We start from the raw sequence: 24,556 nt of genomic DNA, 5'->3' as shown, positions 1-24,556 counted from the left end.
CTTTTTAAACACAACGAATAAAACTGAATATCCCAAGGAGGGAGGCGATGGCAGCCAAACAAGTTTGTCATCTTATCTGGTTCCGCAATGATTTACGGGTCACTGATAACAAAGCACTATCCTCTGCTTGTGCGGACCCCCAAGCCAATGTTATCGCCCTCTTCACTGCCACGCCGGAACAATGGCAACAACACGATGTATCGCCAAGGCAAATTTCGTTTATCCACCAGCATCTCATTGAATTACAACGTTCTCTTGCCAAATTAGGTATCCCATTAGTTTGCCAAACGGTGGCGAATTTTATGGATGCGGCCGAGTGGGTATTAAACTATGCTAAAACTCAGCAAGCTGATGCCTTGTTCTTTAATCGCCAATATGAATGGAATGAAAAACAAAGGGATGACTGGCTGGTAAAAAATGCTCATGGAGTGCATATTCATGCTTTTGATGATTTTTTGTTATTGCCGCCGGGTTCTGTGACCAACCAAAAGGGGGAAATGTACCAAGTGTATACCCCTTTTCGTCGTGCCTTTCTCACCCAATTAACCACCACAGACTGCCGTTCATTGCGTGTACCAAACAAAAGAGCCGACTCTTTAAATATCAAAGAAACCGCCCCTTTATTCCCACATGAGCACATAGCGGTTTCCCAGCAATTCCCTATTGGTGAACAAGCCGCCTTAAAACAACTAAGACAGTTCTGTACTCAACACGTCACACGCTACCAGCAAGATAGAGATATCCCCTCTATTCACGGGACCAGCCAATTATCGCCATATCTTGCCATTGGTGTACTGTCACCTCGGCAGTGTTTTAACCGGTTACAAGCAGAAAACCCAGATGTTTTAGATTACCCTGATAGCGGTGCATTCACTTGGTTAAATGAATTGTTCTGGCGTGAATTTTATAGCCATTTACTCGTCGCATTTCCACATCTTTGTCGCTATCAGCCATTTATTCAATGGACTCAACATATTCATTGGAATAATTCATCAACTGATTTCGACGCATGGAAAACCGGAAAAACAGGTTATCCTATTGTTGACGCCGCCATGCGACAACTTAATGAAACTGGTTGGATGCATAATCGCTTGCGTATGATTGTCGCAAGCTTCTTAGTAAAGGATTTGCTTATCGACTGGCGCAAAGGTGAAAAATATTTCATCAGCCAACTGATTGATGGCAGCCTAGCCGCAAATAATGGTGGTTGGCAGTGGTCTGCATCAACGGGGGTCGACGCTTGCCCGTGGTTTCGTATTTTCAACCCAACAACCCAAGGGAAAAAGTTCGATGCCCAAGGGAAATTTATACGCCGCTGGCTGCCAGAGCTAAATAACGTACCCGATAAATATATTCATACCCCCCATGAATGGTCTCTAATCAACAATACACCTCTCGATTACCCAGAACCGATTGTTGACCATAAGCAAGCCCGTTTAGCCACTTTAGAAGCTTTTGAAGCAGGGAAACGTAATAGTCTAAAACAGTAGGCTGTTTAAAATACGATAAATCGCAAAGTTATTATTTGCGTTAGGGGATATCATACGGCGCTAACAATAAGGAGTATATATGAACGTTATCTTACAAGTTGATTTCCCCTACCAAGGGCCTTGGGGCGCAGAAATGACCATAGCAATGGATGAATTAGCCAATTCGATTAACCAAGAACCTGGCTTTGTATGGAAAATTTGGACAGAAAACCAGCAAACCCAACAAGCCGGTGGGGTTTATCTGTTTACTTCTGAGGCTGATGCCAAAGCTTACCTACAAAAACACAGCACACGCTTGAAATCATTTGGTATTCCTGAAGTTCGTGGTGAAATTTTTGCAGTAAATACTGCGCTTAGCCAATTGAACCAAGCACAGTTTATAAGCGAGTAATTATTTACTGGCGCTGAAATTCGAATAGCATCACATCTGAGGTAAATGAGCCATCTTCCTGAACCGCAAAATGGCTTTTTACCTCATGACTTAATGTTTTTTGATATTGACGGATCGCATTAACCAAAAGCTCTGGAGTTCGCATCCGCTCAACCCAACTGGTAAACTCCAGCGGCAAACGAAAACTTTTGACCCCACTGACGAACAACCCTGCGTTATTGAGCATACCAGACCATTCACCCGCCGAATAATCTCGAATATGTGAAGTATCACGGAGAACTTCAACCGTTTGCAGATAAATGTCTAACAACGGGTGCCCCGGAGAAACAACATCAATAAAAATGCCTTTTCCTGCAGGCTGTAAAACACGATGCACCTCACGCAGCGCTTTTTCTACGTCATGCCAATGGTGCGCTGAATAACGGCTAATCACCATATCAAACGAATTATCTTCAAATGGTAATGACTCCGCAGTCCCTTTGCATGTCGTAATATTGTTGAGCCCGCGTTCCTGTGCATTTTTAGCGACCACATTGAGCATCGAATCCGATAAGTCATAGGCAACCACTGACTTTACTAACTGAGCCGCATGAAAGCTGGCATGACCCGCACCACAACCTAGGTCAAGCACATGTGCCTGCTGACTCGCTTGCAGCAATTGCTGTAAAATCTGTAAGTCTTCACCCTGCGCATGAACTTGGCTGGTTAAATACGAATTAGCCTGCTCGTCAAATTGTTGGTAAACCGCTTGGTGGTGCGTTTTCATTTCACTTTCCCTAGGTCAAATTAACAATAACTCAATAAAAGCAGAAAATGATTGAAAAAGCACCTATTTATTCAACCAATAGTTTGGCAACAAGTAATGACTAAAAATCCCCTTCCCGTCGTTCCACTAAGGTTAAAATACTGTATAACGCCACCACAGTGTTGTCCTGATTAAAGACTTGCACATCCCATTCAACCACGCCATTTGGTGTATCTTCAGCAAGTTTTTGCGCTTTTTAATCTTTTTCTTGCATGTTAGGCGAACTTGGATCGTATCACCAATTTTAACAGGTTCAATAAAACGTAGGTTTTCCATTCCATAATTAGCGATGACAGGCCCAACACCCGCATCTACAAATAACCCTGCCGCAGCCGAAACAACAAAATACCCATGAGCGATGCGTTCACCAAATAAGGATTGTGCCGCACCAATTTTGTCGACGTGTACATAGAAATGGTCACCACTCAGGCAAGCAAAATGAGTAATATCCGCTTCTGTCACTGTGCGTCTTGCTGTTAGCAGCGTATCGCCAATCACGAGGTCCTCAAAGTGTTTGCGGAATGGATGCACTACGTCAGTAACGGTATCTGCGCCCCTAACCCATTGTTTTGTAATAGAAGTTAACATCGATGGGCTGCCCTGAATGGCTGTACGCTGCATATAGTGTTTCACTGCCCGAAGCCCGCCAAGCTCCTCACCACCACCCGCACGCCCAGGCCCACCATGTACCAATAAGGGGAGTGGAGAACCATGCCCTGTTGACTCCAACGCTGAAGCTTCATTTAAAATCAGCATCCGGCCGTGAGCCCTTGCGCTCATACGGATTACCGATTGAGCTACTTGCGGGTCTGCGGTCACTAATGTCCCCGCTAAGCTTCCTCCCCCTAAAATGGCTAATTGTACAGCCTGCTGAATATCATCATTGTCATAGCACATTAAGGTTGCGACTGGCCCAAAAGCCTCGGTTTCATGTACCGCATGGTGTTTAAAAGGTTCCGCACAATAGAGTAAAGTTGGTGGATAAAATGCCCCATTCTTGGGGTCTCCCCCCATAATATCCAGTTGATTAAACTGCCCACCACACAAAACTTCACAGCCGTTTTGACGCAAATAGTCGACTTTGTCTTGCACATCTTGGCGCTGTTCTAAGTTAATCAATGCCCCCATACGAACCCCTTCAACCGCAGGGTCACCCATCGTCGTGCTCGATAAACGCTTAAGTAGCGCTTGCTTGACATTTTCAAGCTGATTTTTGGGCACAATAACCCGACGAATAGCGGTGCATTTCTGCCCTGCTTTTGCCGTCATTTCACGAACTACTTCCTTAATAAATAAAGCAAATTCAGGTTGTTCCGGATGTACGTCATTCCCTAATACCGCGCAGTTTAGTGAGTCTGCCTCCATGGTGAATGGAACCGATTTCGCAATAATTGTGGGATGTGATTTTAGCTTCTGCCCTGTCGCCGCAGAACCGGTAAATGTCACGACATCTTCAAAATCAAGGTAGTCAAACATATTACCCACACCACCACAAACCAACTGGATCGCCCCTTCGGGAACCAGACCACTCTCAACCATTAGCTTCACCATCGCTTGAGTCACCTGCGCGGATGCTGTTGCAGGCTTGATAATCGCAGGCATACCAGCCAACCACGTTGGAGCCAGCTTTTCCAGCATCCCCCAGCAAGGGAAATTAAACGCATTGATATGCAAAGCAACCCCACGACGAGATGTCAAAATATGACGACCAATAAATTGCCCTTGTTTCGATAGCGGGATCATTTCATCTTCTGGCCAAATAGTATCATCTGGTAATTCACGGTTTGCTAACCCTGAATAGGAGAATAAAGTGGCAATCCCCCCTTCAATATCAACCCAACTATCCGCTTTCGTCGCCCCGGTTTGTGCTGAAATAGCATAGAGGTGTGCTTTATGTTCTAGCAGGTACTTCGCCAATGATTTGAGCATTTGACCACGTTGCTGAAATGTGAGTGCAGACAAGGTTTCACCACCCACTTTTCGACCATATTCTAAGCTATCCGCTAATGGCAGCCCCTCGGTCGTTACCGTATATAAGGTTTCATTCGTCAGAGCATGGTAAATTTTCCGCCCTTCCCCCTCACCTTGTACCCACTTCCCCATAATATAACTTGTTAAATGTGACATATTCCTCTCCAGAAATAAAAACACTAAATAATATTTGATTTCAAATATGTATCATAAATATAAGCATAGATGCCAATTTAAATTTAACAAATTAAAAACATTTCCGCATAAAAACCATCTTTCATATTAAAACCACATAAAACATACTGAATATAACCAACTGTTTATATTGATTTAATAATTATTAATTGTGAAGCGCATCGCAAAAGCAGGTTAATAAACATTGACCTTTTTGTTAACCATTTCTAGCATTAATGTTAAATAAATATGATTCATCATTCAAAAATTACATTTAATTTTCGAATCACTTAATGGAAAAATCAATGAGCGAGCAAAATCAGGCTAACTTCGAAGCCAAAATCGAAGCCGATATTTCCATCGAGCCCAAGGACTGGATGCCCGATGCTTATCGGCAGAACCTTATCCGCCAAATAGGCCAACATGCCCATTCGGAAGTGATTGGCATGTTACCGGAAGCAAATTGGTTAACACGCGCACCAACACTGCGCCGCAAAGCTATCTTACTGGCCAAAATTCAAGATGAAGCAGGGCATGGTCTATATCTGTATAGCGCAGCAGAAACCCTCGGTTGCTCTCGCCAAGACATTTACCAAAAACTACTTGATGAAAAAATGAAGTATTCCTCCATTTTCAATTACCCCACATTAAGCTGGGCTGACATTGGTGTAATTGGTTGGTTAGTCGATGGGGCAGCCATTGTAAACCAAGTGGCTCTGTGCCGCGCATCATATGGGCCATATGCACGCGCCATGGTGAAAATCTGTAAAGAAGAAAGTTTCCATCAACGTCAAGGTTATGAAGCAGTTATGGCGCTTGCACAAGGAAGTGAAGAACAAAAAGCAATGCTGCAAGATGCAATAAACCGCTTTTGGTGGCCTGTACTGACCATGTTTGGCCCAAATGATTCAGACTCACCGCATAGCGCACAAAGTATGGCTTGGAAAATCAAGCGCTTCAGTAATGATGAATTACGCCAAAAATTTGTGGATAACACAGTTCCGCAGGTTGAAGCACTCGGCATGACTATTCCTGACCCTGATTTGGTTTGGGATGAAGAACTTGGTCACTACCGATTTGGCGAAATTGACTGGGAAGAATTTTATCAAGTCATTAAAGGTAATGGCATTTGTAATCACGAACGTGTTGGTGCGAAACGCAAAGGATGGGAAGACGGTGCTTGGGTACGTGAAGGCGCAATGGCACATAGTCGCAAACAAAAAGCCGTTAAATCTGCCGCTTAACTCATTTAACCACTGACTGAAAAGGAAAACCCCATGAGCAATCAAGATTGGCCACTGTATGAAGTTTTTGTCCGTAGCAAACAAGGGCTTGCTCATCGCCACGTTGGTAGCTTACACGCGGCCGATGACCAAATGGCGCTGGAAAATGCCCGCGACGCCTACACAAGGCGCAGCGAGGGCTGTTCGATTTGGGTGGTAAAAGCTGCACATTTAATCGCCTCACAGCCCGAAGACAAGAGCACATTTTTTGACCCTGCAGATACCAAAGTCTATCGCCACCCAACTTTCTATACCATCCCTGATGGTATCAAAAACATGTAAGGAGCTTACGATGGATCAACAACAACAGCTCCACCACTACACATTAAGGCTCGGTGATACCCCATTAATTCTTGCACAGCGCCTATGCGAATGGTGTGGCCATGCCCCTGAAATTGAAATTGACCTTGCACTGTCTAATATCGGCTTAGACTTATTGGGGCAAGCTCGTCATTTTTTAAGTTATGCAGCGCAATTAAAAGGGGCCGGATATGATGAGGACACCCTCGCTTTTTTGCGTGATGAAAGGGAATTTAGCAACCTATTACTCGTCGAACAACCGAATAATGACTTTGCCGATACCCTAGTGCGCCAATTCTTTATAGATGCTTATCACGTTCCATTATATGAATCACTGATTCATAGCCACGATAAACAACTCTCAGCGATAGCTGAAAAATCCTTAAAAGAAGCCCTTTATCATTTACGTTTTAGCCGTAATTGGATGATCCGCTTAGGGGATGGTAGCGAAGAGAGTCACAGGAGAATTCAGCGCTCCGTTGATGAATTATGGCGCTTTACCGGTGAACTCTTCCATGCAGACGCTATTGAAGTTGCACTCAGCGAGGTGGGCATAGCCGTTGACCCACGCAGCCTAAAAGAAACTTGGCTAAATACGGTCAATGAAACATTTGCCGAGGCGACACTCAACATACCTGAAAAAGAGGCCTATCGCATCGGTGGTAAGCAAGGTAGCCACACTGAACACTTAGGCCTGTTATTAACACAGCTGCAATTTATGCAACGTGCTTACCCAAATAGCCAGTGGTGACGTGATGGAACAGAGACTGCAACCTAACCAGCTTCAATCCCCCCAAGTTCATGTGATCTGGCAACAGCTTCAGCAAATTCCTGATCCTGAGCTGCCAGCACTCTCTATTACTGATCTTGGCATGATCCGCAATGTGGTACCTAACAAACAAGGGTGGAAAGTTATTTTTACACCTACCTATTCTGGTTGCCCAGCAACTGAATTTTTAATCAATGAAATCAAAACGGTTCTTGGTAAAGCAGGGTTCCAAAATATCGATATTGAAGTGATGCTGACCCCAGCTTGGACAACTGACTGGATGAACCAAGACGCCAAAAGGCGCTTACGGGAATTCGGTATCGCACCCCCGCAAGGAACATCCTGTGAACACCCTGAACACAAAGGTGCTGTCTGTTGTCCACGCTGTGATAGCCAACAAACAGAAAAAATTAGTGAGTTTGGTTCAACAGCCTGCAAAGCATTGTATCGCTGCACTGAATGTTTAGAACCGTTTGATTACTTTAAATGTATTTAGGGGCACCCTCATGACTGTATTCCATCGTTTAAATATTGCCGCTATTGAACGTGACACCCCTGATGCTGTCGCAGTGACATTCAGTGTTCCTGATGCGTTACGCGAGCAATATCATTATCGACCAGGGCAACACCTGACTTTAAAAGCCTCCATTCAGGGGGAAAATTTACGCCGTTGTTATTCTATTTGTAGCTCACCCGATGAAAACACACTGAAAATTGGCGTTAAAGCGATCTACGAAGGTCGGTTTTCCAATTTTATCAACCAACATCTAACTGTCGGTGATAGCCTTGAGGTGATGATCCCTCAAGGGCAATTTGGCTATCAACCTGAGCCGAATACTCAGGCGCACTATCTTGCTATCGCTGCCGGTTCAGGGATCACCCCCCTACTTTCGATTATTAAAGCCACATTACAGACGGAAACCAAAAGTCACTTTGTGTTGATTTATGGTAACCGCAATAGCCGTTCGGTGATGTTTAAAGAAAGCATTGCAGACCTCAAAAACCGGTTTGCACAGCGTTTTCAAGTGCTTTACCTATTTAGCCAAGAGCAACAAGATAGCGAGTTATTAAGTGGACGCATCAGCCAACAGCAGCTCAATGCATTAGGTAAAACGTTATTGAACTTTCAACAATTTGACCGCGCTTTTATTTGTGGTCCAGAAAGTATGATGGATGAAGTACACGACACATTAATCAATTATGGTATGCCGAAAGAGTTTGTTCATACCGAGCGCTTTAATACATCCGGTATCAAATTCAAGCCGACCTCCGCCCTCGCCACCGAAACTCGTCAAGTCAGTATCCACCTTGATGGTCGCACAATGAACATCAGCATGGATAGCCAAGATGACAGCATTCTTGATGCCGCTTTACGCCAAGGAGCCGACTTGCCCTATGCCTGTAAAGGTGGGGTTTGCGCAACTTGTAAATGCAAATTGCGTGCAGGAGAAGTCGAAATGGGCGTCAATTATAGCTTAGAGCCCGACCAAATTTCTGATGGTTATATTCTTAGCTGCCAGTCTTGGCCTAAAGGAGATGGCGTCGTTCTGGATTTTGATGTGTAGGAGCCACAATGGAAAACCCTTGGATTTTATCTCACCAAAACAACCGGGTACTGACACTGACACTCAATCGGCCAGAAGTACGCAATGCATTAAGTACCGATTGTTTAGAACTCTTAGTGCAAAACTTAGAGCAAGCAGCAGCCAATGATGAGATTGGCGCGATCGTTATCACTGGGAATTCACGTTTTTTTGCTGCTGGCGCTGACCTTAAAGAATTACAGCAACAAACCGTTGCTAACGCTATCACTGATAGACGCCCCCAAGTATGGCAGCGGCTCTCAATGATATCAAAACCTATCATTACCGCTGCTAATGGTTACGCCTTAGGCGCTGGGTTTGAACTACTGCTTGCTAGCGACATCATTATTGCGGGGGAGTCCGCACGTTTCGGATTGCCTGAAATAACACTCGGTCTAATACCCGGTGCGGGAGGGACACAACGGCTGATCCGCTCCGTTGGTAAGTCTCTTGCCATGCAAATGGTACTCACAGGGGAGCCTATCAATGCAAAACACGCTCTTCAGGCAGGGCTAATTAGCGAAATTTGTGTGGATGAATTAGTTGTTGAACGAGCTCAGAAAATTGCGCAACGCATTGCAATACATGCACCTTTAGCGGTTCGGGCGGCAAAAGCTTCGCTAATTCATTCCCAAGAAAATCATTTGGCTGAAGGTTTACAACTTGAGCGTCAGTACTTTGTCGCCTTAGCCGGCACCGAAGATAGACGCGAAGGGATCGATGCATTCTTTGAAAAACGAAAACCTCAGTTTACAGGGAAATAATTATGACAAACCAAGCGATGATCCTCGCAACGCAAGAGAATGGGGTCCTCACTATTACATTAAACCGCCCCGATCGACTTAATAGCTTTAACGATGAAATGCATCGTCAGCTTAGTGATGCTATCAAGCTTGCGGAGCGAGATGAAACGATACGTTGTTTAGTGATCACCGGAGCTGGTAGAGGGTTTTGTGCTGGTCAAGACCTTAACGACCGGAACGTCAGCGTAGGTAACGAAACGCCTGACCTTGGTTTCTCCGTTGAAACCTACTATAACCCGTTAATCCGCCGTTTAACCTCTTTGCCAAAACCAATCATCTGCGCCGTTAACGGTGTTGCTGCGGGCGCAGGCGCTGCCATTGCCCTTGCAGGGGATATCGTAATTGCAGCAAAAAGTGCGAGTTTTATTCAATCATTCTGTCGCTTGGGGCTAGTTCCCGATTCTGGTGGAAGCTGGTTTTTGCCCCAACTTGCAGGCCATGCAAGAGCCATGGGAATGGCATTATTAGGCGATAAAATTAGTGCAGAGCAAGCCTTGCAGTGGGGAATGATTTGGCAAGTCACGGAAAACGAAGAGCTATCCGATACCGTAAACCAGTTGGCTATGCATTTAGCTACTCAACCGACTTACGGTTTAGGGTTAATCAAAAAAGCGATTTACGCCGCGGCAACCAATACCCTTGATGAACAACTTGACCTTGAGCGTGATTTACAACGCTTAGGGGGGCGTAGTGAAGACTACCGCGAAGGGGTCAGTGCCTTTTTAAATAAACGCGAACCGCAATTCAAAGGGAGATAACCATGACATTACCTTTGAATACTCGCATCCAGACTGTAGCCGTAATTGGCGCAGGCACCATGGGCATTGGTATTGCGCAAGTGGCAGCTACAGCAGGCTTAACTGTTTTACTGTTTGATGTTAACCAACAGGTATTAACCCAATCAATATCAGCAATGACCCAACGTTTACGCAAACGGGTTACCCAAGGGAAAGCTGAAGCCAAAGCGACAGAAAGCATCATCGAAAACATTACTGTGGTGCAAAATTTATCTCAATTAGCGAATGCGCAACTGGTCATTGAAGCTATCGCAGAAAAATTAGAGATAAAACAAGCTATTTTTAACGATTTAGAAGCTATTTGTAGCGAAAAAACTATATTTGCAAGTAATACCTCATCGCTCTCAATTACTGCCATTGCCAGTCAATTAAAGCACCCTGAACGCCTTGCTGGGCTGCATTTTTTTAACCCCGCCCCCGTGATGAAGTTAGTCGAAGTAGTTCGTGGGTTAGAAACATCAGACCACGTTATTTCACAATTAAAAATATTGACCCAGTCATTCGGTAAAGTCCCTGTTATTTGCCGTTCTACCCCTGGTTTTATTGTTAACCGAGTGGCAAGACCATTTTACGCAGAAACATTACGAGCCCTTGAAGAGCAAATTGGCAGCCCCGCAACGTTAGATTGCGCAATACGCGATGCAGGTGGATTTGCCATGGGGCCATTACAACTTACTGACTTAATCGGCCATGACATCAACTATGCGGTGACTGAATCGGTGTTTAAAGCCTTCGGCTATGACCCACGATTTCAAACCTCATTAATGCAGTTAGAATTAGTTCAGGCAGGGCATTTCGGTCGTAAATCAAAACAAGGTTTCTATCATTACGATGATAACAAACCGCAACCTAAGCCATTATTTGCAGCAAAAGCCCTTCTTGACCAACCACAACAGGTCAAAGTATGTGGGAATTGGCAAATATTTCCTGAATTTGTGCAGCTTTTATCTGAAAGTGGGATCTCACTCGAAGGATCAACACAACAGCAAGAACAATCCCCAACACTCATTGTTAATGACGTTATTATTATGTTAACAAATGGTGAATCAACATCATCTCATGCGCAAAAGTTGGGGCAAGCTGTCGTGCAATTTGATTTATCTGCTAATTACCTTGCCGCAACGGCAGTCACTCTCAGCTGTGCTGCACAAAATAACGTGCAACAAAACCAGCAAGCAATTGCATTTTTTCAATCGCTTGGGAAAAACGTGATTGTACTACCTGACTACCCTGCACTCTTAGCAATGAGAACTGTTGCGATGTTATGTAATGAAGCGCTGGATGTCGTCAATAAAGGGATAGCAACCACACTGGATACAGATAACGCCATGCGTTTTGGTGTGAATTACCCCAAAGGCCCTTTAGCTTGGGGAGCGCAACTTGGCTGGCAACGAGTATTAACAGTACTTGAGCACTTAACACAGTTTTATGGGGATAGCCGCTATCGGCCCAACCCATTATTAAGGCAGTTAGCTGTAGGCCATCAATCTTTATCTTTCAAGGAGTTGCTATGATTTCCGTACCAAATGTTACCCTTGCTCAACAATCAGCCCACATGATGTACAAAGATGACGCATGCGCAAAAGCTATGGGCATGTCTATTGAAAAAGTAGAGGAAGGTTTTGCGCAACTAAAAATGCCGATTACAGCACAAATGCTAAATGGCCATAAAACCTGTCACGGGGGACAACTCTTTAGCCTTGCAGATACCGCCTTCGCCTATGCCTGCAACAGCCAAGGGCACGCTGCTGTTGCCTCTATGTGCTCTATCGATTTCATTCGCCCCGGTTTTGAAGGTGATTTACTCACTGCAATAGCGCAAATGAAACATCAAGGTAAACAAAATGGCCTATATGAAGTTGAAATAGTCAACCAAGACGGCAAAACATTAGCCTTATTTCATGGTCGTTCACATCGGCTGGGGCACCGTCTAGTAGGAGAACCATCATGATTGACGCCTATATTTGCGACGGTGTTCGCACACCTATTGGCCGCTATGGTGGTGCGCTTGCATCATTACGCCCCGATGACCTCGCCACTGTGCCTCTCAAAGCATTAATGGCGCGGCACCCACAGCTAGATTGGTCACTAGTCGATGACATTATTTTAGGTTGCGCAAACCAAGCAGGGGAAGATAACCGCAATGTCGCGCGTATGGCCAGTTTACTGTCGGGCTTACCAGTTTCTGTTTCCGGTACCACCATTAACCGATTATGTGGTTCAGGCCTTGATGCTATTGCGTTTGCGGCAAGAAGTATCAAAGCGGGAGAGTCTGGTTTGATGATTGCAGGTGGCGTAGAGTCAATGAGCCGCGCCCCTTTCGTAATGGGAAAACACGAATCGGCTTTCTCACGACAAGCTCAAGTCTTTGATACGACAATTGGCTGGCGGTTTATTAACCCGTTAATGGAACAACAGTTTTCAACTGACTCTATGCCAGAAACAGCTGAAAACGTTGCTGAAACATATCAGATCAGCCGTGAGGACCAAGATGCTTTCGCCCTGCGCAGCCAACAACGTACTGAAGCCGCAAGAATCAAAGGTTTTTTTGCGCAAGAAATAACCCCTGTCACCGTTAAACAACGCAAAAATGAGTTACTTGTCACTGAAGACGAGCACCCTCGTGCGGAAACAACTTTTGAACAACTACAAAAACTAAAAACCCCTTTTCGTGAAAACGGAACGGTCACCGCGGGTAATGCTTCAGGGGTCAATGATGGTGCTGCTGCATTAATCATTGCATCCGAAAGCATTGCTAAGCAGCAAGGGCTTACCCCACGAGCACGCGTTATCGCGACGGCGACTTGTGGTGTTGAACCAAGGTTGATGGGAATTGGCCCACTTCCTGCTGCATTAAAAGCCCTAGAGGTTGCCAGTCTAAGTATAGAGCAAATGGATGTTATTGAATTAAACGAAGCCTTTGCAGCACAAGCACTGGCTGTCTTAAGGGGGTTAGGTTTACCTGACGATGCCCCACATGTTAACCCCAACGGTGGGGCGATATCCTTGGGTCACCCATTAGGTATGAGTGGTGCAAGGCTGGCCATTGCCGCTGTCAACGAACTCCATCGCAAACAAGGTCGCTACGGGTTGTGCACCATGTGCATTGGTGTTGGTCAAGGGATAGCTATGGTTATTGAACGAGTCTAAACAACGTCTTAATACCAATAAAAACAGCCTGAACCCTACACCTGCTCAGGCTAAAACCAGAAACAACATCAATGTGAACTGGTAAATATAATAATTATGAGGACTGGCAATTATGAGCATGATACAAGACAACATCGACCCAATCGAATTTGCCTCACGCGATGAAATCGAGTCATTACAGTATTCTCGGATGAAGTGGACACTCACTCACGCATATGAAAATGTGCCTATGTACCGTAAGAAATTCGACGATGCAGGGGTACATCCTGACGACTTTAAACAACTTAGTGATATCGAAAAATTCCCTTATACAACAAAGCAAGATTTACGTGAAAACTACCCATTTAGTACTTTCGCAGTGCCAATGGACCAAATTATTCGTATTCATGCATCCTCTGGCACGACAGGCCGCCCGACAGTTGTTGGCTATACCCAACGGGATATCGATAATTGGGCTGATTTAATTGCCCGTAGCCTACGCTCAGCGGGGACTGTTCGCGGTGATAAAGTTCATGTCGCCTATGGTTATGGTTTATTTACCGGTGGTCTAGGTGCTCACTATGGTGCAGAGCGCCTTGGTGCTGCGGTGATCCCAATGTCTGGTGGCCAAACAGAAAAGCAAGCGCAACTAATCGCCGATTTTAAGCCTGATGTCATTATGGTAACCCCATCGTATTGCTTAAGTATCATCGATGAGCTTGAAAAAATCATGGGTGGAGATGCTAGTAAGTGCTCACTTAGATTAGGTGTATTTGGTGCGGAACCTTGGACTGAATCACTACGCTCAGAAATTGAAACTCGCCTTGGGATCAAAGCATTAGATATTTATGGTTTATCAGAGGTCATGGGGCCAGGCGTAGCTATGGAGTGTGCTGACGCAGGTGCTAGCGGCCCAACCATCTGGGAAGACCATTTTTACCCAGAAATCATTTCCCCTGATACACTTAAAACACTGGGGGATGGTGAACATGGTGAGTTAGTGTTTACTACCCTGACAAAAGAGGCTATGCCTGTTATTCGCTATAGGACTCGTGACCTGACTCACTTAATGAGCGGGGTAAATCGTAATATGCGCCGTATTGGTAAAATCACTGGTCGCTCTGACGATATGATGATTATACGTGGCGTAAATGTCTTCCCTTCCCAAATTGAAGAACAAATTATGCAATTCAAAGAGCTATCTCCACATTACCAATTAGAAATTGGTCGCCAAGGTAATATGGATAATTTGTCAGTCCGTGTGGAGCTCAAGCACCCTGAGCAACTTACCTATGATGAGCGCTGCAATATTTGCCATCATTTAAAACATCGTATCAAATCGATGGTAGGGATTAGCACCCGGATCAGTATTGTCAATTGCGGTGATATCCCCCGCTCCCAAGGTAAAGCGGAGCGTGTTATTGATACTCGAATTGCGATTTAATTCAACTCATTAAGGCATATTGAAGTTAGCTTATTTGGTATGCCTTAATGCCAAAAAATAGCACTAATTAAAGGTAATGGAAGACAACTTTTAAATTTATGTCTACTATTCAGTAAGCCTTCTGATACATAAATTTTATAGATGAAATATAAATGGATAATAAACTCAGCCAATTTATACAACATGCCATAGAAAGCCAACCCATTAGCGGGACCTCTCTGATTAGTTCACTCTACGGTGATGCTTTACATCACCGCGGAGGCGAGGTGTGGTTAGGCAGTTTAACCAAACTATTAGAGCCGATGGGGTTTAGCGATCGCTTTGTTCGCACTTCTGTGTTTCGTTTACAAAAAGAAGGCTGGCTAGATGTTGAGAAAATTGGTCGCCGTAGCTACTACCGCATTTCTGAACGCGGGCAAAGCCGATTCCGCCGAGCAGAAAGTAAAATCTACCTTGCTGAACAGCCTGATTGGGATGGGAAATGGGAACTACTATTATTGGAAGCGGCTGATAAAGATGAAAAAAACAGGCTAAAAAAAGAACTTAGCTGGCTAGGGTTTGGCCAATTTAATACCTCTCTCATGGCAGCACCGAGCTGCGCACAAGCTGATGTTCCTTCTCTATTAAATGAGCTCAATGCCACTGAGCACGCCATCTATTTTCATGCAGATTACCCTTATAGCCGTTCAGAAAAAAACTTGAAAGAGTTAGTATCACAAGCTTGGTCTTTGCAAGAAATATCAGAGCATTACCACCAATTTATTTCATTATTTAGGCCCTTGGCACTACTCCTTAAAGAGAATACTGAGCCACAAATATCCCCAGAACATTGCTTCCAATTACGTTTGTTGTTAATTCACTTCTATCGCCGAGTCACACTAAAAGACCCTTTGTTGCCTGATGAACTGCTTCCAGCACAATGGGAGGGCCATATTGCTCGCCACCTTTGTACCAATATTTACCAACGAATTGACCAAGCCGCAACACAATATGTTTCAGAACGATGTGAAACCACGGTAGGGGAACTTCCTCAACCTTCGAGCGCCTACTATCGGCGTTTTGGCGGAGTTTTAAGAGATATCGCCGCCTAAACTTATATTAAAGGAGCCTATATGCCTTTTTATCAAATTGATGGTATTACACCTGTCGTCAGCACTGAAAGCTTTGTTCACCCTACCGCGGTTGTCATTGGTGACGTAATCATTGGCAAAAATGTCTATATCGGCCCCAATGCCAGCTTACGAGGTGATTTTGGCCGCTTGATCATTAAAGATGGTGCCAATATTCAAGATAATTGCATCATGCATGGGTTTCCACAGTACGAAACCATCGTCGAAGAAGAAGGGCACATCGGTCATGGTGCGGTTTTGCATGGTTGCCATATCAAACGTAACGCTTTAATCGGTATGAATAGCGTGATTATGGATGGAGCAGTAATTGGTGAAAACTCAATTGTGGGCGCCTGTGCCTTTGTAAAAGCTGAGGCCATATTTCCAGAAAATAGCTTGATTGTTGGAACGCCTGCCAAAGTGTTACGTGCGTTATCAGACAAAGAAATTGCTTGGAAAAGCAGTGGGACAAAAGATTACCAAAATTTAGTGATCCGCTGCCTAAGTACCTTTAAAGAAGTTGCCCCTTTACAGGAAGTTGAAACCAACCGTCCTAAACTTAGCTTTGAGAACATCATTCCCAAATCTCAGCTATAGAATGAAAAAGGAGCAAACCTATTTGCTCCCTCTTTTGGGCCAAAACCAGATAACATCACTTCGCTTTATTACCAAATGGGGGTTTAGCGAACCACACTGTAATAATCAATGCGATAAATACCCAGCCACATAACCAGAAAATTTCATTAGCCGCGATAATCAGCCCTTGGTTGGTAATTTCCTTCGCAATAAAACCGGATGTTTGTTCTGTACTGAGCCCATGAGCGGCCATACCTTGGTACATATCTAAAGATTCAGGGTTGTAATCCGTAATATGCTCTGTCAGTTGACTATGATGAAGGGCTTCTCTATCGCTCCACATAGTCGTAGTAATTGAAGTCCCAATCGACCCTGCTAAGGTACGGAAAAAGTTGGCTAAACTAGAGGCAGAGGCAAGTTTTTCCGGAGGTAACCCTGATAACGTCAATGTCGTCAACGGCATAAAGAAACAAGCTACGGCCATGCCTTGCACTAACTGCGGCCATACTACCGCAGAAAACCCCATGCTCGGTTCAAAAGTATACGCCCGCCAAAAAAAGCAAATCGCATAAAACACAAAACTAAAGGTGACTATCCAGCGAATATCGAGGAAATCGGAGAGTTTTGCGACTGGTGCCGAAAAAAGTACAGGAAGCAAGCCTATCGGTGCTAAAGCAAGCCCAGCCCATGTGGCGGTATAACCATAAACTTCCTGTAAAAGTTGCGGCAACAATACAATCGCCCCAAAATATGCCATATAGGCCAAGCTAACTGACACCGTCCCTATCGTAAAATTACGCGACTTAAAGAGAGATAGTTCAACAATTGGATTTTTATCTGTTAGCTCCCAAATCACTAAGAACACCAGTGCAATGGCTGAAATCACGCCTAATATGACAATTTCATTTGAAGCTAACCAACCTAGCTCCTTGCCTTTATCTAACAACACCTGTAAACAGCCTACACCTACCGATAACAATGCTAAGCCAATCACATTAAACGGCACTTTCACTATGGTTGATTCCATTCCTCTTAAGATGATAGAACCGACAATAATCACAAAAATACCGAGTGGTATATTCATGAAAAAGATCCAACCCCAGTGGAAATTATCACTGATATAGCCACCAAAAATAGGGCCGAATACCGGCGCTAAAATAATCGTCATTGACCAAAATGCCAATGCCATATTTTGCATTTTAGGTGGATAACAACGCATGATCAGGCTTTGTGACAGTGGGATAACCGGCCCAGCAACCGCACCTTGTAAAACACGATACAGAATCAGCATTCCTAAACTATCAGAGAAACCACAAAGCAATGAAAATAAAGTAAAAAGTGCGGTTGCCCATAAGAAAACCCGTATTTCTCCAAAACGCTTGGCAAGGTAACCGGAAATAGCGATAGAAATTGCATTCGATACCCCAAAAGAAGTGATGACCCATGTCCCTTGAGACACGGAAACACCAAGATTACCGGCAATCGTTGGGATAGCGACGTTAGCAATTGTTGAGTCGAGAACCTGCATAAAAGTCGCAAGGGATAACGCAATGGTTGCCCATACCAGCTTCGCCCCCTTCAGCGGTTGAATATCTGCCACAATAGCTCCTTTCAGGCTAATCTGCGTTATTCGTAATAATGGTGTCGATTATCTGGTCAACATCATTAAGTTTTAAGACCAGCGCATCACTTTCAAATGCAGGTGTTGTGCGCTGAACTTCCGCTAAAACTGGGCCACTTTGGTCTTTAATATCAATAGTTACATTCATTGATAAGCCAATACGAAGTGGGTATTTTGCCACTTGTTCAGGGTCTAATTCGATACGTACGGGCAAACGTTGAACAACTTTGATCCAGTTACCCGTCGCATTTTGTGCAGGTAATAAAGAAAATGCACTCCCTGTCCCCATGTCTAGCCCCACAACGGTGCCACTGTACACAATATCTTCGCCATAAAAGTCACTATTAATAGTCGCAGATTGACCAATACGCGCTTTCTCTAACTGGGTTTCTTTAAAGTTGGCATCTACCCACACAGGCTGAACAGGGACAATTGCCATTAATGAGCTTTGTGGGCTAACTTGGGAACCCACTTGGACATTACGCCGCGAAACGTACCCTGTCATTGGGCTTTTAATTTCTGTCCGCTGCAAATTAATCCATGCACTGCGCACGCTATCAGCCGCTTGTAAAATTGCAGGTTGCTTTTTCAACTCGGTGTTGCGTAACAAAGCGCGATTTGCATTATATTGTTGAATGGAAATATCGAGCGCGGCTTGCGCAAGCTGTACGGCTTCTTGGGAGTGTTGTAAATCTTCTTTTGAGATCGTCCCACTACGCCCTAACGCTGCTCTGCGCTGATAGTCTTGTTGGGCTTGCGCAAGTGTCACCCGATTTTTTTGGATTTGTGCCTGATATTCATCGCCATTGATATATAACTCTTTGGTTTTGCGCACAGTAGTGGCAAGGTCATGTTTCGCTTGTTCGTAGGATAGTTGCGCATTGGTTTTGTCTAACACCACCAATACATCCCCAGCTTTAACTAAGTCGGTATTTTCGAAATTAACTTGGGTAACATTCCCTGTTGTTTGCGCAACAATGGGGATTTGTAGGCCTGAAACATAAGCATCATCGGTATATTCTTGAAAACGTAAAATGAGAAACCAATAAATACCATAAGCAACAAATAATAGAATGATAATAATTGTAGCAATAAGCATCCATATTTTTCTGCGCTTTTCATTTGTCGTTTTTTGATTATTTATTTCTGTCTGTGGCGATTGGATCATAATAAGTCTCAAATTCCAAATTCAATATTATGTTTTACTCTATATTTACGGAGTATATATAATAAAGCAATAGACAACACGTGCATTAAAATTAAAACCATTCCAAAATAAAAGTTAACATCATGATATTTAGACATAAAAAACACAACCCCATAGTATATGAGATTAATTAAAAACTATAAATCAATCTAATTAAACTAATCTTAATTAGATTGATTAATTTTATAAACATAACTGCACTAACTATTTTATATAAAAATAAAGTTAATTGCACCGACAAATAAAATAACTTAACCTATAATTAATCTTCTTTTTTAGATTAGATAAATACTCAATAGTAAAAATATATTGTGGTTACATTGAATAATAATCGTTTAATCACGACTTAGCCTCTGTAATATCCTCTTGCCCTTACAGATTCGTATATTCTGTTTTTCCCTTCCGTCAAGAACCATAAAGCGCTCACCCTTTGCTGCGGTACTCGTGAAATCATTGTTCTCTTTTTTCGTCACAAACACTCCGTCTACTGTACATTTACTTATCACAAATTTCCCTAACCCAATGTTAAATATTAATTTTATGTTAAGGCTGAAACATCAATGAGCTGTACAAGTTAAGAGTAAGTAAAAAAACTTATTCGAGATCAAATATTGACTATAAATTAGCTAGGCAATTATTTATTTTTGATATGTTTTAGTGATAGTATCCGCAAACAATATAATTATCATTCTCATTTATATTTACAGGGATAATCATGACTTCGAACTATCACTACTCTTTTATTGCCGCAGGGGTTTGTGCGGCATTAGCCACGTTTAATGCTACAGCAGCAGATAACAATTCAGATACCATGGTCGTCAGTGCTTCAGGCTACTCACAACAATTACGTGATGCCCCTGCCAGTGTGACCGTAATCAGCGCAAAACAATTGCAAAATAAACCGGTACGTGATTTAGCTGACGCCGTAAAAGATGTTGAAGGTGTCAGTGTAGTTGGTGCCGCTAATAAACAAGATATTAATATTCGAGGCTTACCCGGCGAGTATACGTTGATCCTTGTGGATGGTCGTCGCCAAAATAGCCGTGAATCGCGTCCAAATGGTAGCGGTGGTTTTGAAGCTGGCTTTATGCCACCAGTGGAAGCGATTGAGCGTATCGAAGTCATCCGCGGACCAATGTCCTCTCTGTATGGCTCCGATGCAATGGGTGGTGTGATTAATATCATCACCAAAAAAGTGACCAATGAGTGGCACGGTAGCGTCACCGCAGGTACCATTATCCAAGAAAATAGTGATAGTGGTAATTCGACTGACGGTAACTTCTACCTGTCGGGGCCATTAATTCAAGATAAATTAGGCTTGCAGTTATATGGTGGTGGTAATTATCGCCAAGAAGATAAAATTTTAGAAGGCCATCATCAGCGCGATAACCGTAGCTTAACCGCAAAATTAACCTTCACTCCACAAGAAAACCAAACCTTCTTACTTGAAGCAGGTCGCAGCACCCAAGAAAAAACCTCTACACCAGGTAAATCAGTTGGTGAGTATGAAATTCGTGGTGGTGATAAACAATATAACTCAAAAGACGAATGGCATAATGATCGCAACCATGCCGCCCTTACTTATAAAGGCGAATGGGATACTTTCCATACCGAATTGAGTGGTTTACCAAGAACAAACCAAACGTAAAATCAAGTCTCAAGATCGCAATAAAACAACAGGCTACTGGGAAGGTGGCTATGAAGCTCGTGTGCCTGAAATTACTAATACGGTCGTTGATGGAAAAGTGGTCGCTTTCTTGCCAGATAACATTCTTACTGTCGGTGGACAGTATCAATATTCCAAGCTAAAGGACAGTTCTTTAGTCGGAAAAGGCATTATGGAAAAAACCAGTATGTCGGTCGATCAGTCGGCTCTGTTTGTTGAAAATGAATTCACCGCAACTGACGATCTGATCCTCACCGGAGGGCTGCGTTTGGATCACCATGAAACTTATGGTAACCACTGGAACCCTCGGGGTTATGCCGTTTACTATTTAACGGATGAAATTACCATCAAAGGTGGTGTTTCATCTGCATTTCGCGCCCCAACGTTACGTGAAATCAGCAAAGGCTATGGTACCTCAACCCAAGGTGGTAACGGCATTATCTACGGTAACCCAGACCTAAAGCCTGAAAAAAGTATCAGCGAAGAAATCAGTATTGCTTATGATCATGAATCTGGTTTTAATGCCAGCTTAACGCTGTTTAATACTGATTTTAAAAATAAACTCACTAGCTATTCATTGAACAAACCTGATCCTGCACACCCTAAACTTACGTTATACACTTACGATAACGTCGGTAAAGCCAATACCAAAGGGGTTGAAGTTGCAACAGGTATTCCAATTGCCCAAGATTGGAAATTGAGCTTAAACTACACCTATACGGATTCAGAACGTAAAAGTGATGATGAAAAATTAGGTAACGGTATTTCACTCAAGGGCTATGCATTGGATAAAACGCCAAAACATATGGCTAACGCAAAATTGGACTGGCAGTACAGCGAAGATTTAAGCCTATATACCCGTGCACGCTATGAAGGCAAACAAATATGGGCAGCACAACGTAATGGTTCTAAGTACCCGCGTTATCGTAGCGGTTACACCACTATGGATGTCGGTGCAACTTACCAATTGTTTAAAAATACTAAGCTTAATTTTGCTGTGTTAAATATTGGTAATGAAAAAGGCCCTGCGATTGATAAAAATTATGGCAACTGGGACGTCGAAGACGGACGCCGTTATTGGGCAAACGTCAACGTCAGTTTCTAAGCGCTTATCTTGTTAATTTTTGACGGCTACCTTAATTGAGGTAGCCTCTTTAACTTAAAAAACCATGAATAAACTGTTAATTTCCAGCTTACTACTGTGTATGACAAGTTCCGCATTAGCACGCCCTAGCCAAACTATCCCTAGTATGGATGAGCGAGTCAGCCAGTTTTACGATATTCAACAAACGGATATGGCATATGGTGACCGCGCATTACGTATCTATAGCGCTGTACCTTATCACTCCACGGTCAAGCGCCCTGTACTGTACATGCTTGATGGCAATGGCCTATACCCCAAAGCGGTTAATCGCGCAGTTGAAAAGCTGCCAGCGGATAAACTACCGATTATTATAGGCCTTGGCTACCCTGTCGACGAAGCATTTCCCAAAGCGTGGCGAACTCTCGACTACACCCCACCCGTTTCAGGTGACGATTTTAAACAAGGTGGCGGTTCCCCTGCGCTATACCAATTTTTAACTCACACAATCCGTCCATGGGTTGAGCAACAGTTTCCTATTGATAAAAGCAAGCAAACCCTATTTGGCCATTCATTTGGTGGGTTATTTACCTTAATGGCTTATCAGCAGCAGCCTAATGATTTTCAATTCTACATCACGGCTAGCCCGTCTCTTTGGTGGGGCAAAGGGGAAATGGTCGATTTAGCAAAACTGACGCGCCCACAAGCCGCTGCGCCGCTTTTCGTCACATTAGGAGGATTGGAAGAAAGCCCTGATTTATCTAAGCTCAGTCAAGAGCAAATACAGAATTATCAAGAACGTAAAAGCTGGATCAACGCTCGCCAAGTGTGTGAGGAAATACAAAACCAGCAAAGAACCTGTGAATTTACCTTATTTGATGGAAAAACCCACGGTTCGGTGATCCCCGATGCTATTGATAAAGCACTCGAAGTTGCTAGCCAATAGCCGTTAATTAATGGGTTTTAGTAAGTCACTGTATAATTCTGTTAAAACCCCTTTTTCTGCGAATTCCTTACGGATCCATTGAGTCACAAGCCCAGTCGCTGAGTGCTGTGTCGCTAATAACATATGTGAATCCTGCCGCGGGTTTTGTATGTTTTTAGTGACTAACCGGCCAGTCTTTACATGTTCTTTCACCATATAATCAGGCAAAAAGCCAATCCCTTCCCCTAATATCTGACATTGGCATTTAGTATTGAAATCAGGAACTTGTATGGCTTCTTGCCCATGAAGCAGCCATCCTACACGTTTATTAATGGTATGCGCGGTGTCTTCGACCATAATATTGGGATACAGACGCAACTGGCTTTCAGCAATCGGTTCAGGCATTAATGCCAAAGGGTGCGTGGCAGCGATAGCGAATTGCCAATGGATGGCGCCAATTTCAGTGTAATCAATCCCCCCGCCATCCATCAGTGTTCCCGGAGCCCCAATCGCAATATCGGCATGGTTATTAATAATCGCATCCCACACACCATTATACACTTCGGTTGTCACCGTAATATGGCAAGTAGCAAACTGTTTTTTTAATATTTGCAGTAACTTAGCGGTATGGTAAGGCGTATATAATAACTGGTTAATACAAATACGAACTCGCGCTTCAATCCCCTGTTCAATGGAATAAATACTTTTTTGAATTAAATGAAAGTTATTCAGTAGGTCAGTTGCTTTACGATAAAAATAATAGCCAGCTTCTGTCAGCTCAATATTCCGCGTATTACGAATAAATAACGCGACATCCAAATAGGTTTCAATACGTTTAATCGTGTAACTCACCGCAGAGGTTGTCACCCCTAACTCCTCTGCCGCCTTACTAAAACTGGCAAATTTTGCTGCTGTCGTGTAAGTCAGTAAATTTTCTTCAGTGAAAATTGAGTTCATCGTTGTATTCCCAAATTGAACAAAAATAAACCAAACTGTTTTTTTTAAACTCTTAGCACTCAAAATATGACGACTATCTGTGAATAAAATTCAACAGGCTGAATAATAGACTATTTTTCGACCATATATTTATAGCTTAACAGAATTATTCATAACGAGAAGAGGTTTAATTCTATTTAGCTTTTTTAAATACAAAAGCACATTTTTAAATGTGGCTATTAATATTCAAAATACTTAATATTATTGAATTAAATACTCAAACCAAGTATTAACATTCAATGTTAAAATGATCAAACAATTCACAATCTTAACAAATTTAATACTTTCAAGTTGATGTCCATCACAGAACTGATCAAATCATTATTAGCCTGTTTAATTAACAAAAAAAATCACACTATTTTGGCTATAAAACACCCAAAACACATCAAAAAACGATGAAAAATAATGCTTACACGCACAAAAAAGGCTTATTGTT

General features: G+C 43.2%; 20 protein-coding genes and 2 pseudogenes. 17 read left to right on the top strand and 5 right to left on the bottom strand.

Features of this window, described 5'->3' with window-relative positions:
• The first annotated feature begins 47 nt into the window (after positions 1–47).
• Complete coding sequence (gene phrB, locus RB151_RS01205) at positions 48–1,490, top strand: deoxyribodipyrimidine photo-lyase (RefSeq protein ID WP_071547601.1); 1,443 nt, start codon at positions 48–50, stop codon at positions 1,488–1,490.
• Between the two features lie 79 nt (positions 1,491–1,569).
• Entirely contained in the window at positions 1,570–1,881 is a 312-nt protein-coding gene (locus RB151_RS01200; RefSeq protein WP_071547600.1) for a monooxygenase, read from the top strand.
• Between the two features lie 4 nt (positions 1,882–1,885).
• On the opposite strand, the gene RB151_RS01195 is transcribed toward RB151_RS01200, so the two are convergent.
• Both RB151_RS01195 and paaZ read right to left on the bottom strand, forming a co-directional pair.
• Positions 1,886–2,647: a class I SAM-dependent methyltransferase gene (locus RB151_RS01195; RefSeq protein WP_048605480.1), complete on the bottom strand. Its 762-nt coding sequence runs from the start codon at positions 2,645–2,647 to the stop codon at positions 1,886–1,888.
• 100 nt (positions 2,648–2,747) lie between these two features.
• Positions 2,748–4,813, bottom strand: a pseudogene (gene paaZ, locus RB151_RS01190) (phenylacetic acid degradation bifunctional protein PaaZ).
• Between the two features lie 323 nt (positions 4,814–5,136).
• On the opposite strand from paaZ, the gene paaA reads away from it, so the two are divergent.
• The 13 genes from paaA to paaY all read left to right on the top strand — a co-directional run bounded on the left by paaA (position 5,137) and on the right by paaY (position 16,645).
• Entirely contained in the window at positions 5,137–6,075 is a 939-nt protein-coding gene (gene paaA, locus RB151_RS01185; RefSeq protein ID WP_042843391.1) for a 1,2-phenylacetyl-CoA epoxidase subunit PaaA, read from the top strand.
• 33 nt (positions 6,076–6,108) lie between these two features.
• On the top strand, positions 6,109–6,396 hold the full coding sequence (gene paaB, locus RB151_RS01180) for a 1,2-phenylacetyl-CoA epoxidase subunit PaaB (RefSeq protein ID WP_004262911.1): 288 nt from the start codon (positions 6,109–6,111) through the stop codon (positions 6,394–6,396).
• 10 nt (positions 6,397–6,406) lie between these two features.
• Complete coding sequence (gene paaC, locus RB151_RS01175; RefSeq protein WP_071547599.1) at positions 6,407–7,165, top strand: 1,2-phenylacetyl-CoA epoxidase subunit PaaC; 759 nt, start codon at positions 6,407–6,409, stop codon at positions 7,163–7,165.
• Positions 7,166–7,169: 4 nt separating this feature from the next.
• Positions 7,170–7,679, top strand: a complete 510-nt coding sequence (paaD, locus tag RB151_RS01170; RefSeq protein ID WP_042843389.1) for a 1,2-phenylacetyl-CoA epoxidase subunit PaaD — start codon at positions 7,170–7,172, stop codon at positions 7,677–7,679.
• A 10-nt stretch (positions 7,680–7,689) separates the two neighbouring features.
• Positions 7,690–8,748 carry a 1,2-phenylacetyl-CoA epoxidase subunit PaaE gene (gene paaE / locus RB151_RS01165; RefSeq protein WP_042843388.1) on the top strand — a complete coding sequence of 353 codons (1,059 nt, stop codon included), beginning with the start codon at positions 7,690–7,692 and terminating at the stop codon, positions 8,746–8,748.
• A gap of 8 nt (positions 8,749–8,756) precedes the next feature.
• Entirely contained in the window at positions 8,757–9,530 is a 774-nt protein-coding gene (gene paaF / locus RB151_RS01160) for a 2,3-dehydroadipyl-CoA hydratase PaaF (protein ID WP_048605483.1), read from the top strand.
• 2 nt (positions 9,531–9,532) lie between these two features.
• A complete protein-coding gene (gene paaG / locus RB151_RS01155; RefSeq protein WP_042843386.1) occupies positions 9,533–10,327 on the top strand; it encodes a 2-(1,2-epoxy-1,2-dihydrophenyl)acetyl-CoA isomerase PaaG in 795 nt (264 codons plus the stop codon).
• Between the two features lie 2 nt (positions 10,328–10,329).
• Positions 10,330–11,880, top strand: a complete 1,551-nt coding sequence (locus RB151_RS01150) for a 3-hydroxyacyl-CoA dehydrogenase (RefSeq protein ID WP_071547598.1) — start codon at positions 10,330–10,332, stop codon at positions 11,878–11,880.
• Positions 11,877–12,317, top strand: a complete 441-nt coding sequence (gene paaI, locus RB151_RS01145; protein ID WP_042843383.1) for a hydroxyphenylacetyl-CoA thioesterase PaaI — start codon at positions 11,877–11,879, stop codon at positions 12,315–12,317. The genes RB151_RS01150 and paaI overlap by 4 nt, the downstream gene beginning before the upstream one ends.
• Entirely contained in the window at positions 12,314–13,516 is a 1,203-nt protein-coding gene (pcaF, locus tag RB151_RS01140) for a 3-oxoadipyl-CoA thiolase (protein ID WP_048605485.1), read from the top strand. Before paaI ends, pcaF begins: the two co-directional genes overlap by 4 nt.
• 112 nt (positions 13,517–13,628) lie before the next feature.
• Positions 13,629–14,939 carry a phenylacetate--CoA ligase PaaK gene (paaK, locus tag RB151_RS01135; RefSeq protein ID WP_042843380.1) on the top strand — a complete coding sequence of 437 codons (1,311 nt, stop codon included), beginning with the start codon at positions 13,629–13,631 and terminating at the stop codon, positions 14,937–14,939.
• A gap of 152 nt (positions 14,940–15,091) precedes the next feature.
• Positions 15,092–16,030, top strand: coding sequence for a phenylacetic acid degradation operon negative regulatory protein PaaX (gene paaX, locus RB151_RS01130; RefSeq protein ID WP_048605486.1), 939 nt, complete (start codon positions 15,092–15,094; stop codon positions 16,028–16,030).
• A gap of 21 nt (positions 16,031–16,051) precedes the next feature.
• Positions 16,052–16,645, top strand: a complete 594-nt coding sequence (paaY, locus tag RB151_RS01125; protein WP_042843378.1) for a phenylacetic acid degradation protein PaaY — start codon at positions 16,052–16,054, stop codon at positions 16,643–16,645.
• A 55-nt stretch (positions 16,646–16,700) separates the two neighbouring features.
• Here the strand turns inward: paaY and RB151_RS01120 are convergent, their stop codons facing one another.
• Both RB151_RS01120 and emrA read right to left on the bottom strand, forming a co-directional pair.
• The gene (locus RB151_RS01120) at positions 16,701–18,224 is read right to left on the bottom strand and encodes a DHA2 family efflux MFS transporter permease subunit (protein ID WP_048605487.1); all 1,524 of its coding nucleotides are present in this window, start codon (positions 18,222–18,224) and stop codon (positions 16,701–16,703) included.
• A 16-nt stretch (positions 18,225–18,240) separates the two neighbouring features.
• A complete protein-coding gene (gene emrA / locus RB151_RS01115; RefSeq protein WP_071547597.1) occupies positions 18,241–19,413 on the bottom strand; it encodes a multidrug efflux MFS transporter periplasmic adaptor subunit EmrA in 1,173 nt (390 codons plus the stop codon).
• Positions 19,414–20,167: 754 nt separating this feature from the next.
• Here emrA and RB151_RS01110 point away from each other — a divergent pair.
• Both RB151_RS01110 and RB151_RS01105 read left to right on the top strand, forming a co-directional pair.
• Positions 20,168–22,223, top strand: a pseudogene (locus tag RB151_RS01110) (TonB-dependent receptor domain-containing protein).
• 64 nt (positions 22,224–22,287) lie between these two features.
• Complete coding sequence (locus RB151_RS01105; protein ID WP_071547596.1) at positions 22,288–23,145, top strand: alpha/beta hydrolase; 858 nt, start codon at positions 22,288–22,290, stop codon at positions 23,143–23,145.
• Positions 23,146–23,148: 3 nt separating this feature from the next.
• Here the strand turns inward: RB151_RS01105 and RB151_RS01100 are convergent, their stop codons facing one another.
• Positions 23,149–24,081, bottom strand: a complete 933-nt coding sequence (locus RB151_RS01100; protein WP_042843373.1) for a LysR substrate-binding domain-containing protein — start codon at positions 24,079–24,081, stop codon at positions 23,149–23,151.
• Positions 24,082–24,556: the final 475 nt, after the last annotated feature.

This window comes from Providencia rettgeri (genome assembly GCF_001874625.1).
Taxonomy (GTDB): domain Bacteria; phylum Pseudomonadota; class Gammaproteobacteria; order Enterobacterales; family Enterobacteriaceae; genus Providencia; species Providencia huashanensis.
The sequence above is the reverse complement of the archived record's forward strand: the minus strand, read 5'-3'. Positions and strand labels throughout refer to the sequence as shown.

Coding starts and splice junctions, on each gene's coding strand:
- paaG (WP_042843386.1), top strand. CDS start 9,533: ATGACAAACCAAGCGATGATCCTCGCAACGCAAGAGAATGGGGTCCTC.
- paaX (WP_048605486.1), top strand. CDS start 15,092: ATGGATAATAAACTCAGCCAATTTATACAACATGCCATAGAAAGCCAA.
- paaE (WP_042843388.1), top strand. CDS start 7,690: ATGACTGTATTCCATCGTTTAAATATTGCCGCTATTGAACGTGACACC.
- paaK (WP_042843380.1), top strand. CDS start 13,629: ATGAGCATGATACAAGACAACATCGACCCAATCGAATTTGCCTCACGC.
- pcaF (WP_048605485.1), top strand. CDS start 12,314: ATGATTGACGCCTATATTTGCGACGGTGTTCGCACACCTATTGGCCGC.
- emrA (WP_071547597.1), bottom strand. CDS start 19,413: ATGATCCAATCGCCACAGACAGAAATAAATAATCAAAAAACGACAAAT.
- paaA (WP_042843391.1), top strand. CDS start 5,137: ATGAGCGAGCAAAATCAGGCTAACTTCGAAGCCAAAATCGAAGCCGAT.
- RB151_RS01195 (WP_048605480.1), bottom strand. CDS start 2,647: ATGAAAACGCACCACCAAGCGGTTTACCAACAATTTGACGAGCAGGCT.
- paaB (WP_004262911.1), top strand. CDS start 6,109: ATGAGCAATCAAGATTGGCCACTGTATGAAGTTTTTGTCCGTAGCAAA.
- paaD (WP_042843389.1), top strand. CDS start 7,170: ATGGAACAGAGACTGCAACCTAACCAGCTTCAATCCCCCCAAGTTCAT.
- paaY (WP_042843378.1), top strand. CDS start 16,052: ATGCCTTTTTATCAAATTGATGGTATTACACCTGTCGTCAGCACTGAA.
- RB151_RS01200 (WP_071547600.1), top strand. CDS start 1,570: ATGAACGTTATCTTACAAGTTGATTTCCCCTACCAAGGGCCTTGGGGC.
- RB151_RS01150 (WP_071547598.1), top strand. CDS start 10,330: ATGACATTACCTTTGAATACTCGCATCCAGACTGTAGCCGTAATTGGC.
- paaI (WP_042843383.1), top strand. CDS start 11,877: ATGATTTCCGTACCAAATGTTACCCTTGCTCAACAATCAGCCCACATG.
- phrB (WP_071547601.1), top strand. CDS start 48: ATGGCAGCCAAACAAGTTTGTCATCTTATCTGGTTCCGCAATGATTTA.
- RB151_RS01105 (WP_071547596.1), top strand. CDS start 22,288: ATGAATAAACTGTTAATTTCCAGCTTACTACTGTGTATGACAAGTTCC.
- RB151_RS01100 (WP_042843373.1), bottom strand. CDS start 24,081: ATGAACTCAATTTTCACTGAAGAAAATTTACTGACTTACACGACAGCA.
- paaC (WP_071547599.1), top strand. CDS start 6,407: ATGGATCAACAACAACAGCTCCACCACTACACATTAAGGCTCGGTGAT.
- paaF (WP_048605483.1), top strand. CDS start 8,757: ATGGAAAACCCTTGGATTTTATCTCACCAAAACAACCGGGTACTGACA.